Source organism: Sphingomonas oligophenolica, from assembly GCF_006438955.1.
In the GTDB taxonomy this organism is placed as follows: Bacteria; Pseudomonadota; Alphaproteobacteria; order Sphingomonadales; family Sphingomonadaceae; genus Sphingomonas; species Sphingomonas oligophenolica_A.
In genome coordinates this window covers 1-10,892 of the sequence record NZ_RCZK01000027.1, presented here as the reverse complement: position 1 = coordinate 10,892, position 10,892 = coordinate 1, and the positions used below count along the sequence as shown (strand labels likewise).

The window sequence follows — 10,892 nt, the reverse complement described above, 5'->3', positions numbered from 1 at the left end:
TCGTCGTGAGCGAGCTATATTCGAACTTGGCACCGGGTCGTGCTTCCAGCGGCACCCCGATCGCGCGCGCGGCCATCTTTTGGGTCCCGCTGACGAACAGCACCTGATTCGTGTCCGACGCTTCGACCGGATCGCCGACTTCGGTATGTTGCAGCCCCGACGACATGTTGAGCAGCATCCGCAGCGTGATCGCGCCACGCGGATCGTTCGCACGATGCCATTCGGCGATCGGCGCTGGCGCGTCGAGCGACAACTTGCCTTCCGCGACCAGCTCGCCGACGAGGATCGCGGTTACCGTGTTCGCCATCGACCAGCTCACGAAGCGGTTGGCGTCCGAATAGCCGGCGGCGTAGCGTTTTTCGACGACGCGCCCGTCGCGGATCATCAGCGCGGCGCGCGTGTCGCCTTCTCCTGCGCGGAACAGCGGCGCGAGCGGTCCGCGATCGGACGCCGCGGTCGAGCCGGTGGCAAACACCAAGCTGGCGAGCGCGATCCACTGGCTGTTCTTTCGCATCGCCCGAGCCTAGGCTCGGGCGTGATGAAAGCAAGGCACGTGCTCTTATGGTCGCTGCTCGCCCTCGTGCTGATCGCGGGCGGAGCAGCTTATGCTTGGGTCCGTAGCCATCGCGCGCAACTTGAACTCGGGGTGGGCTATGCCGCGCGGGTCGGGTGCGGATGCCGCTACATGGGAGGACGAGCGCTCGCCGACTGCCACAAGGATTTCGAACCCGGCATGGAGCCGATTCGGCTGTCCGAGAACGCTGCGACCCGGACGATCACCGCGTCGGTGCCGCTGATCGCCAGCCGCAGCGCACGGTACGATCCGGTGCTCGGCTGCCAGCCCAAACCGTTCGCAAGTACACCGCTCGCCGTGCGACACTGACGCGCGGTTTAACGTGCGGCGATATAGCGAGAGACATTGTTGGCCAGGACATCAAGCGGCACGTTACCGCCATCGACGACCGCTTGATCGAAATCGCGGAGATCATAGCGCGCGCCCATCGCGGCTTTCGCGCGGACGCGCTGCGCCACAATCTCGGTCTGGCCGATCTTGTAGCCGCAGGCTTGCCCCGGCCACGCACAGTACCGATCGATCTCACTTTCCGCGTTCGATTGCGGCAGCCCGGTCGCGGCGATAAATTCGGCGAGTGCGCGTTCGCGGGTCCACCCCATCGCGTGGATGCCCGTATCGACGACCAGCCGCACCGCGCGCCAGGAAAGACCCATGAGGTAGCCAAGGCGACCGGCGGGATCGTCATCGTACATGCCTAGTTCGTCGGCCAATTGCTCGGCGTAGAGCGCCCAGCCTTCCGAATAGGCGTTGAACGCAAGGATCGAACGGATCAGCGGCAATTGTTGCGCGTATTCGCCTTGCCAGACGTGCCCTGGAATGCCCTCGTGGAATACCAAGTCGGGAATCGTCACCTTGTTGTGGATCGACGGATCGCCAAGGTTTACCCAGATCTTTCCGGGGATAGACCCATCGATCGACCCCGGCCCGCCGTAGGCCGCTGGTGCTCCTGGCTCCTGCGCGACGGGCATGCGCCGGATTTCGAGGTTGCCCTTGATCAGTCGACGGAACGCGCGCGGTAGCCGAGGACGGATCGCATTAATCTTCCCCTGCATATAGGCGATGATCTGGCGCCGCCCTTCATCATCCTGGGGGAAGCCCAGTTCGGGTCGACGTTGCAGCGCGACCGCACGTTCGGCGACTGTGCCCTGGGTAAGCCCGAAGCCTTTGAGGATGATGTCCATTTGCGCATGTAGGTCAACGAGCTGTGCCCGACCGAGCGCGTGGATATCGGCGGGCGTGCGGCGTGTCGTCGTGCTTGCGCGCAGGCCCCAGGCGTACCATTCGGGGCCGTGTGGGCGAGTACCGAGACCCGCCGCCTCGGTCGCCACGGCGCGCTCCGCGTGGAGTTCGGCCAGTTGGCGTTCAAGCGCGGGAACGACTGCGCTCCGAACGATCCTGACAGCGCGACCACTCCAGTCGCCCGGCATCTGGCGGGTCTTGCGAGCGAGCGGGCCGATCAACGGCCCCTCCGGGTTCGCGGCTTCCGCAAGTGTCCGCGTTATACCGATGATTGCCTTGTCGAGCAGAAACGAGGGTGGCACCAGTCCTTGCCCGCGGGCCAGGCGAATCCGCACCGTTTCCCCGTCGAGCTGTGCGGGCATGGCGGACAGCCGCATCAGATACGCCTCTGCGTCTGCGGTGTTTCGGACAGGCTGGTCGCCGTCGAGCAGCTGCGGCAGGTCGAGCCAAGATCCGACGTTCTGAGTGACGCCATAGGGCGTGTTCCGCCAGCCGCCGATCGTCGCGACGCCATAGGGCAACGCCATGCCCTCGAGTGCGGTAGTGAATGCGCTGGTCGCCACGGCAACGCTGGTCTGGGTCGTGTAATCGGGCTCGTCGGCCGGAACTTGGCGCAAATCCTTCAGCGCCGCAGTCAGAAAGCCGCGTTCCTTGACAACGCCCGCAGGCGAACGATCGTCTAATTGACCGCGCAGTCCTGCATGCGCTCCGGTATCGACCCCCAGTTCGGTGGCCTTCGTCGGTTGGAGCTGGAGCAATTGCCAGGCGAGGCGATCGAGCACTGCACTGGCAGGTGGCTCGGCAGCCATGGCACGTAATGGGACGGCGGCGAATGCGACGCTCGTCGTAAGCGCTATCAGGGTGTCGCGGCGAGATGGTGCGGTGGTGTCCATCCCGCAAACTACGCAGACCGAAGCTCAGGTCAAATCTGCCATCGCCATATGTTTCGGCACGATCGACCAATGTTCGCTCGGATACTCCACGGCGTAAGGAGAGAGCGGTCCGCAATTCCCGAGAAGCGAGTACTCGAGCGCAAAGACCACAAAGGCAAGCGCTTGGACGAACGGATGCCGTCAGGCGAGGACATCGCCCGGTGCGAGGAGACATGAACTGCCGTTGGTGTCAGCGGTCGCCAGCGTCGGCGGGCGAGAGCGGATCGAATGACGAACGGTGCCTGTTAGTTCGAATGCCGGATTGAACGGCAAGTGCATCCGCTAGGGAAATGCACGCCCGGTGCGGTGGCACGATCGATTTCATCGCGGCCGATCGATACGAGGGCGACACCGTCGTCATGTTCGCCAGACCGCAGACAGAGAATAAGCCAGACGGTCGCTACAGCGAAGGCTACCGGCGGTGCCTCGTGGGGAGTTGCTTGCGCCGCAGGATTGCCGCCCGCGGCAAGGGTCATCAGGGCACGGTTTTCCGCAACGCGCCTCGCACCGCGGGCATTATCCGGGCGACGATGATCCCGACGCCACGGGCGTTGGGGTGGAGCCCGTCGGTTTGCAACAGCGTGCGGTTCGCGGCAACGCCGTCGAGGAAGAAGGGATAGAGCGGCACGCGATGGGCGCGCGCCAGCGCCGGATACATCGCGTCGAACGGCGCGCCATAGTGGCGTCCCAGATTGGGCGCAGCGCGCATCCCCGCCAGCAACACGGGGATGTGCCGACGGTCGAGTTCGGTGAGGATCGCATCCAAGTTCGCGCGCGCCTGAGTCACGGGCAACCCGCGCAACATGTCGTTTGCGCCGAGTTCGACGATCACTAGATCGGGCGTCGCGCCGAGCCCGCGCAGCCCCCAGCGCAGCCGGGCGCGCGCCTGCGCCGCGGTATCGCCCGCGACCCCGCCGTTGCGGACGGTCGCGGCAACGCCATTCCGGCGCAGCCCCGCCTGGAGCTGGCTCGTGAACCCCTGCGCGGGGGGCAGGCCGTAGCCCGCGACCAGGCTGTCGCCGAACGCCCAGATCAGCGGTGCATGCGGCGCGGCGGCAGCGGCGGGCGCGGCGATCAGGCAGGCGATCGACATGGCGAGATGGACAAGCATGCCCCGCCATCCGTATCGCGCTTGATGTGGCATCCATTTCATTCTCCAGCGATAGCGCGCAGATCGTCGCGCGCAACGTTCGCCTGTCGCTCGGCAAGCCGCCCAGCCGCGTCGATATCCTGCACGGCATCGATCTGACGGTCGCGGCGGGCGACAGCGTCGCGCTACTTGGCGCGTCGGGGTCGGGCAAATCGTCACTGATGGCGGTGCTCGCCGGACTCGAGCGCCCGACCTCGGGCGAGGTGCACGTCGCCGGGCTCGATTTCACTGCGCTCGACGAGGATGCGCTCGCGGTCGCGCGGCGCGGGCGGATCGGGATCGTGCTCCAGGCCTTCCACCTGCTCCCGACGATGACCGCGCTGGAGAATGTCGCGGTGCCGCTCGAGCTGGCCGGGGAAGCGGCTGCGTTCTCGCGGGCGCGTGCAGAACTCGCCAACGTCGGTCTGGCCGACCGCACCAGCCATTATCCGGCCCAGCTGTCGGGCGGCGAGCAACAGCGGGTCGCGATCGCGCGCGCGATGGTCGGCAACCCGCGCCTGCTCTTCGCCGACGAGCCGACCGGCAATCTCGACACCGCAACCGGCGCTGCGATCATGGATATGCTGTTCGCACGCCACGCGGCAAGCGGCGCGACGCTGTTCGTCATCACCCACGACCCCGCGCTCGCGGCGCGATGCGCGCGGATCGTCGAACTGGCCGACGGTCGGATCGTGACCGACAGCCGCGCGGCATGACCCCCGCCCGATGACCCCCGCCCAATGACTACCGCCTGGCGGCTGGCGTTGCGCGACCTGCGCCGAGGCGGGCGGGGCCTCCTGCTGTTGGCGCTGTGCCTGTTCCTCGGCATCGCCGCGATCGCCGGGATCGGCAGCCTGTCGGCGAGCCTGCTTGCTGCGCTCGACACGCAGGGACGCCAGATCCTCGGCGGCGATGTCGAACTGTCGGTGTCGCAACGCCGCGCGAGTGTCGAGGAAGCCGCCGCCTTTGCGGGATCGGGCCGCGTCGCCGAGGTCGTGTCGCTGCGCGCAATGGCCAGCGGGCCTAGCGGCACCCCGGTGCTGGTCGATTTGCGCGGGGTCGACGACGCGTGGCCGCTCGTCGGGCAGTTCCGCCTCAAGACTGGCGCGCTTGCGCCGCGACCGCGCGGCGATCAGATCGCGCTCGCCCCCGCCGCCGCGGATCGGATCGGGGTGCGCGTCGGCGACCGGGTGCGGATCGGCATGGCGGATTTGCGCGTGATCGGGTTGATTGCGGAGGAGCCGGATCGGCTGGGGGCGGGGTTCGCGCTCGGGCCGCCGGTGATGGTCGACATGCGTGGGCTCGACGCCACGCGCCTGCTCCAGCCAGGCAGTCTGTACGAGAGCCATTATCGCCTCGCCTTGTCGCGCCCCGATCGCGCCCAGGTGACGGGGGCGGCGTTGGTCAAGCGCTTCGCCAATGCGGGATGGTCGGCGCGGACCAGCGCGCAGGCGGCGCGCGGCTTGCGGCGTGGGGTGGGGCAGCTCGGCCAGTTCCTGTTGCTGATCGGACTCGCCGCGCTCGCGATCGCCGGCGTCGGTGTCGGCAGCGGGGTCGCGGCCTATCTGTCCGCCAAGACGCGGATCATCGCGATCCTCAAGGTGCTGGGCGCGGGATCGCGGACCATCGCCGCGATCTTCCTTGTGCAACTGGGGCTGGTCGCGGGGATCGGCATTGCCGCGGGGCTGGCGGTTGGCGCGGTCGTGCCGGGGATCGTCGCCGCGGTCGCGGGCGCCGCGTTGCCGGTCGCGCCGCGGCTCGCGCTTTATCCCGCGCCGCTCGTGAGCGCAGCGCTCCTCGGGCTGATCGTCGCGTTGCTATTCGCGCTGCCCGCGCTCGCGCGGGCGCGCGCGATCCCTGCGGCGACGCTGATGCGTGACGCGCTGGCGACACGACGCCTGCCGGGCGCGTCGGTGATGATCGGCATGGCGGCGTTGCTCGCGGCGCTCGTTGCGCTCGCGGTGCTGACCGCAACCGATCGGATGCTGGCGCTGGTCTTCGTCGGTGCGGTCGCCGCGGTGGTCGTGCTGCTGTGGCTCGTCGGTCTTGGTATCCGCGCCGGGCTCGCGCGGTTGCCACGCCCGCGCGCGCCATTGTTACGGCTGGCGCTCGCCAACCTCCACCGACCCGGCGCGCAGACCGACCGGTTGGTGGTCGCGCTCGGGCTCGGTTTCTCGCTGTTCGTCGGGCTCGCGGTGATCGACACGAGCCTGTCCGCCGAACTCGACGGCGCCGCCCCCGCCAAGGCGCCGCGGTTCTTCGCGATCGATCTCCAGCCCGATGACGCCGCGCAGTTTCGCCGCATCGTGACCGCGGCGGCACCGGATGCCCGGACCGAGGCGGTACCCTCGCTGCGCGGGTCGATCGTCGCGATCAGGGGGGTCTCGGTCGCCAGCATGAAGACGCTACCCGACGGAGCCTGGGTCCTGCGTGGTGACCGCACGCTGACCTGGTCGGCGGACGTGCCGCCGCGCAATGAGGTGGTTGCCGGACGCTGGTGGCCCGCGGATTATCGCGGCCCCCCGCTGGTGTCGCTGGAGGATCGCGCCGCGCAGGCGCTGGGCCTGCGCATCGGCGACACGATCACCGTCTCGGTGCTGGGCGTCGATGTCCCCGCGCGGATCGCGGCGCTGCGCCGGATCGACTGGGGCGGCCTCGGGCTCAACTTCGCGATCGTGTTTTCGCCGGGGTATATCGAGGAGGCGCCGCACAGCTTGCTCGCGAGCGTCTATGCCCCACCCGGTCGCGACGGCGTGATCGCGCGGCGCGTCGCCGCCGCGCTGCCCTCGGTAACGATGATCCGCGTCGGCGACGTGATCGGCAAGATCGGCGCGGTGCTGGGCCAAGTGGCGCTCGCGATCCGCGCCGCGGCCGCGGTCACGGTGGCGGCAGGGATCGCGGTGCTGATCGGCGCGGTCGCCGCTGCCGAACGCACCCGTCGCTACGATGCGGTGATCCTCAAGCTCCTCGGCGCGACCGCCCGCCAGGTGCTGACCGCGCAAGCCATCGAATATGCGCTGCTGTCCCTCGTCTTGGCGGTGATCGCCCTGATCGCCGGGGGCGGGGCGGGGTGGTTCGTCCTCGGCCACGTGTTCGATCTGGAATTCGCCCCGGACTGGACGGTTGTCGCTCTGACGTTAGGTGCGGCGATGGTGATGACGTTGGGGATCGGTCTGCTCGGCAGCCTGCCCGCGCTCCGCGCGCGACCAGCCGAAACCCTAAGGTTTTTGTAGAGGCCGCCCCGTGTTGACGGCGTGTCTTCGGGTGATCGATACGCGCGCGCCTGATCGCGTGGCAACGTGGCCGCGTCATTGCGCAGGCGTCATGAAGATGCTGACGCCGAGCCAAGATGTCGATGCTGCCGCGTACAGCGCTGCGCACCCGAGCTAATCGAAGGCCGGCCGTTTTTTCTGAACGGTCCGCTGCCGGTCAACCCTCATCGAGTGACCCGGTCGATAAAAATGGCCATGTCGTCGAGGACGGGAGAACGATCGCGGAACGGCTTCGCGAGCGACGTCACCAGCCCGACATGGCCAACCTTTGGATAGTATTTCAGCTCGACCGGAACACCGCCGGCGCGCAGCCGTGCCGCCAGCGCCTCGCTGTTGCGCGGCTGGACGACATGGTCGTCGTCACCGACTAATATTAGCGCGGGCGGATCGCCGCGACCAGCCCAGGAAACGGGCTGGGTCTCGGCAGGCCGGGGCCAGTCGCCGAATGCCGCACGGCTCGCGGGCACGTCGAACGGCGCGAAATCATACGGGCCGGCAAGGCCGACGAAGCCGCGGACGGGCGTCCTGGCGACGCCTAGCCAGCGATCGTCGACCGCCAGCATGGCGGCGATGTACGCACCCGCGGAATGACCGGCGAGTACGATCCTGGTCGGGTCGCCACCATATTCCGCGGCGTGTGCCTCGGTCCATCTGACCGCGGCGGCACCGTCCTCGATAAAGGCGGGATAGCGGACATCCGGCACCAGCCGATAATCGGGAATGACCACGACCAACCCGCGGGCGGCGAGCGCACGACCGACGAACGCGTAACCCGTCCTCGTTCCGCTGCTCCAGCTGCCACCGTAGAAGAATATGACCACGGGGCGTTTGTTGACGCCCGGCGCTGTGCGGCGGGGCGCATACACGTCGAGCATGCGCCGCGGTCCAGGCGCGTACGCGATGCCTTGCGCGGTGCGCATGCTGGCCCCGTCCTTTGGCACGACCGCGTTGAACGTGCGCAGCGGCGAGCAGCTGGCGAGAGCCAAGCCGATGCCCAAGAGCATGTCGGACCGGAAATTACCTTGGCGCTGTCTCACTGGCTGTCCTCGATGCTTTCCGGGGGTAACACAACCAAGCGCGGGCGTGAGGAAAAATCCCATGTCATCGTCGCCATGACGCCAACGACGTTAATAACGGATGGTTGACTTTCATGCGAAATAAGTCACGATATCGTTATTAGTGACTGGAGAAAGGCACAATGTCGTTCCTATCTCCAAACTGGATTGCGGCACGCCATGACGAAGCGAACGACGGGCACATATGAAAATGTGATTGCGGGCGGAGAGGAGGTTCCGGCCTTTTTGCCATCCGCCTTGCCGCCACGCGATCCAGCTTTTGCCATGTCCGAGGCACTCAGCAGGCGTCTACATGCTGCGGAGCAAGCCTTGGTACGGCTTGACCTGGCAACCGAGATGGTGCCGTCGCTCGACTGGTTTCTCTACGGGTTTGTTCGCAAGGAAGCTGTGATCTCATCACAGATAGAGGGGACGCAGGCGACGCTCCTCGATTTGCTGAGCTTTGAGGCGGACGACGTAAAGGCCCCTGACGCCGACGTGGAAGAGGTCTGCAATTATCTCGACGCCCTGAACCACGTCCAAAAGGAATTGGCCAACCCTTCAGGTATTCCGATTTCCATGCGCCTTTTGAACGACGCGCACCGCCGACTGATGGACGGCGTGAGGGGCGCGACCAAGCAGCCCGGCGAAATCCGGCGTAGCCAAAACTGGATCGGGGGCAGTAGGCCTAGCAATGCGGTGTTCGTTCCGCCGCCGCCTATGCGCCTGCCGGAACTGCTCAGCGCGCTTGAAAAATACATCCACGGTGATGATGACTTGCCCGCGATTATTCGTGCCGGGCTTGTCCATGTGCAGTTTGAGACCATCCACCCCTATCTCGATGGCAACGGGCGTATAGGTCGCTTGCTGATTTCGGTGCTGCTCCAGCATTGGGGGCTGCTCCGTGCGCCTTCGCTTTACCTCAGTCTGTTCTTCAAGCGTCATCGTGCCGAATATTACCGGCGGCTCGACGCCGTCCGAACGCAGGGCGACTGGGAAGGCTGGACCGACTTCTTTCTCGACGGGGTGGCGACGATCGCCGACGAGGCGGTGAACTCCGCGCGGGACATCTTCGCTATCGTCGGGCAAGATCGCGCGCGGTTGCTGGCGAGTGATGCCGCTTCCGTTTCGGCCGTCAGGCTTTTCGAAGAATTGCCCAGCCATCCAATTGTCACGGTGGCGTCGGCCATGACCGTGCTCGGGATTAGCAAGCCAACCGCGATCCGTGCGATCGAGGCGTTAGTCTCGGCGGGGGTTTTGACCGAAACGACCGGCAGGCGTCGGGATCGCAGCTTCGCCTATGCAGCGTATGTCGATCTGCTTCGGATCGGAACGGAATTGGGAAATGATTGATAGGAAGCCGCTCTATCGATCATTGCCGCGCCGACACGCAATCGCGTTAGGCTCAGGACTCGTTGCTCAGAGCCAGAAGATGACGGTGGCGGCGAGCGCGATGGCGGAAAAGAAGACCGTCGGGCATCGATCGTAACGGGTGGCGATGCGCCGCCAGTCCTTCAGGCGGCCGAACATGATCTCGATGCGGTTGCGGCTCCGATACCGGCGCTTGTCGTATTTAACGGGCGTAATCCGGGATTTCCGGCCCGGAATGCAGTACCCCTCCGGTGGGGGCCGCCTTGCCGGGCGCGGGTAATCGGCTGACCTAGCACTGGTGCAAGCGACGGTGCTTGCACCGATGTTAGCGACGGTGCGATGAGTCAGGTGACGATTATTTCGGGCGTGGAGCGACGCCGGGTTTGGACGGACGATCAGAAGCGGTTGCTGGTAGCGGCGGCCTGCGAGCCGGGAGCGAGCGTGGCGGAGATCGCGCGGCGTGCGGACCTGCGGCCGAGCCAGCTATATCGGTGGCGACGCGATCTTGCCCAGCCAGTGTCACCGAGATTTGCGGCGGTGACCGTGAGTTCCCAGCCCGAGCCTGAGCCGGTAGCGGGATGCGCGGTGGTGTTGGAGATCGGCGGTGCGGTGCTGAGGATCGCGGCCGACGCGCCGCCCGCGCTGGTGGCGGCGGTGGTGCGGTCGCTCAGGCGATGATCCCCGTCCGCAGCGACGTCCGGATCTGGCTCGCGACCGGCTGCACGGATATGCGGCGTGGGATGTTCGGCCTGGCGCTGCAGGTGCAGCAGGGGCTGAAGCGCGATCCGCACGCCGGTGATCTGTATATCTTCCGCGGGCGGCGCGGTGATCTGATCAAGGTGCTCTGGCACGACGGTGTGGGGATGTCGCTCGATGCCAAGCGACTGGATCGGGGACGGTTCATATGGCCATCCGCGACCGACGGCGTGGTGGCGATCACGGCGTCGCAGATGGCCTGCCTGCTCGAGGCGATCGACTGGCGTAACCCGCGCATGACGTGGCGTCCGCAAGCGGCGGGATAACGTAAAAAACGTATGGCCCGCCCCGTCTGCAAGGGTGATTTTTTGACAGCTTGCTGGTCTGCATCAACGTATCCGGTCTCAAGGTCGAGCCTTGGCCAAGATGGGTTCCGCGCGCTCCGGGCCTCATAAAGTTCGCGGTGTCGTACACCACATTTTTAGTCAGGCTGCCGGGGCGCCGGTTCGACCGTTAAGCCATCTATCTTCCACCTCCACAGACATCGTGCACGGCAGCCCGAGCGGCGGCCGCGAACCCTGAATCAGGCCATCGCTGGCCCATGATCATAATCGCGACCGTGTC

General features: G+C 66.5%; 10 protein-coding genes and 1 pseudogene. 6 read left to right on the top strand and 5 right to left on the bottom strand.

The genetic code is table 11. The features are described 5' to 3' along the window. On the bottom strand, positions 1 to 514 hold a 514-nt coding region (locus EAH84_RS15285), incomplete at its 3' end, for a serine hydrolase domain-containing protein (protein ID WP_140872834.1). Positions 515 to 553: 39 nt separating this feature from the next. Between EAH84_RS15285 and EAH84_RS15280 the strand changes: the two genes are divergently transcribed. After that, positions 554 to 883 carry a hypothetical protein gene (locus EAH84_RS15280; RefSeq protein ID WP_206663984.1) on the top strand — a complete coding sequence of 110 codons (330 nt, stop codon included), beginning with the start codon at positions 554 to 556 and terminating at the stop codon, positions 881 to 883. Between the two features lie 8 nt (positions 884 to 891). Here EAH84_RS15280 and EAH84_RS15275 read toward each other — a convergent pair whose 3' ends face one another. Both EAH84_RS15275 and EAH84_RS15270 read right to left on the bottom strand, forming a co-directional pair. Continuing rightward, positions 892 to 2,622 carry a DUF885 domain-containing protein gene (locus tag EAH84_RS15275; protein WP_241656651.1) on the bottom strand — a complete coding sequence of 577 codons (1,731 nt, stop codon included), beginning with the start codon at positions 2,620 to 2,622 and terminating at the stop codon, positions 892 to 894. 598 nt (positions 2,623 to 3,220) lie between these two features. After that, a complete protein-coding gene (locus EAH84_RS15270; RefSeq protein ID WP_140872833.1) occupies positions 3,221 to 3,856 on the bottom strand; it encodes an arylesterase in 636 nt (211 codons plus the stop codon). A 26-nt stretch (positions 3,857 to 3,882) separates the two neighbouring features. Here EAH84_RS15270 and EAH84_RS15265 point away from each other — a divergent pair, with 26 nt between their 5' ends. Together EAH84_RS15265 and EAH84_RS15260 are read left to right on the top strand one after the other, a co-directional pair. Next, positions 3,883 to 4,590, top strand: a complete 708-nt coding sequence (locus EAH84_RS15265; protein WP_241656650.1) for an ABC transporter ATP-binding protein — start codon at positions 3,883 to 3,885, stop codon at positions 4,588 to 4,590. Positions 4,591 to 4,614: 24 nt separating this feature from the next. After that, the gene (locus tag EAH84_RS15260; protein ID WP_140872832.1) at positions 4,615 to 7,107 is read left to right on the top strand and encodes an ABC transporter permease; all 2,493 of its coding nucleotides are present in this window, start codon (positions 4,615 to 4,617) and stop codon (positions 7,105 to 7,107) included. Between the two features lie 203 nt (positions 7,108 to 7,310). Here the strand turns inward: EAH84_RS15260 and EAH84_RS15255 are convergent, their stop codons facing one another. Next, positions 7,311 to 8,021, bottom strand: coding sequence for an alpha/beta hydrolase (locus tag EAH84_RS15255; protein ID WP_241656649.1), 711 nt, complete (start codon positions 8,019 to 8,021; stop codon positions 7,311 to 7,313). Positions 8,022 to 8,381: 360 nt separating this feature from the next. Between EAH84_RS15255 and EAH84_RS15250 the strand changes: the two genes are divergently transcribed. Beyond that, the gene (locus tag EAH84_RS15250) at positions 8,382 to 9,554 is read left to right on the top strand and encodes a Fic family protein (protein WP_140872830.1); all 1,173 of its coding nucleotides are present in this window, start codon (positions 8,382 to 8,384) and stop codon (positions 9,552 to 9,554) included. Between the two features lie 66 nt (positions 9,555 to 9,620). Here the strand turns inward: EAH84_RS15250 and EAH84_RS15245 are convergent. After that, positions 9,621 to 9,857: pseudogene (locus EAH84_RS15245) on the bottom strand (transposase); the annotation flags it as partial. Positions 9,858 to 9,911: 54 nt separating this feature from the next. Between EAH84_RS15245 and tnpA the strand changes: the two are divergent. Both tnpA and tnpB read left to right on the top strand, forming a co-directional pair. Next, positions 9,912 to 10,250: an IS66-like element accessory protein TnpA gene (gene tnpA / locus EAH84_RS16665; protein WP_170209870.1), complete on the top strand. Its 339-nt coding sequence runs from the start codon at positions 9,912 to 9,914 to the stop codon at positions 10,248 to 10,250. Next, complete coding sequence (gene tnpB, locus EAH84_RS15235; protein WP_140872829.1) at positions 10,247 to 10,594, top strand: IS66 family insertion sequence element accessory protein TnpB; 348 nt, start codon at positions 10,247 to 10,249, stop codon at positions 10,592 to 10,594. Before tnpA ends, tnpB begins: the two co-directional genes overlap by 4 nt. Positions 10,595 to 10,892: the final 298 nt, after the last annotated feature.

Coding starts and splice junctions, on each gene's coding strand:
- EAH84_RS15275 (WP_241656651.1), bottom strand. CDS start 2,622: ATGGCTGCCGAGCCACCTGCCAGTGCAGTGCTCGATCGCCTCGCCTGG.
- EAH84_RS15270 (WP_140872833.1), bottom strand. CDS start 3,856: ATGCTTGTCCATCTCGCCATGTCGATCGCCTGCCTGATCGCCGCGCCC.
- EAH84_RS15260 (WP_140872832.1), top strand. CDS start 4,615: ATGACTACCGCCTGGCGGCTGGCGTTGCGCGACCTGCGCCGAGGCGGG.
- EAH84_RS15255 (WP_241656649.1), bottom strand. CDS start 8,021: ATGCTCGACGTGTATGCGCCCCGCCGCACAGCGCCGGGCGTCAACAAA.
- EAH84_RS15250 (WP_140872830.1), top strand. CDS start 8,382: ATGACGAAGCGAACGACGGGCACATATGAAAATGTGATTGCGGGCGGA.
- tnpA (WP_170209870.1), top strand. CDS start 9,912: ATGAGTCAGGTGACGATTATTTCGGGCGTGGAGCGACGCCGGGTTTGG.
- tnpB (WP_140872829.1), top strand. CDS start 10,247: ATGATCCCCGTCCGCAGCGACGTCCGGATCTGGCTCGCGACCGGCTGC.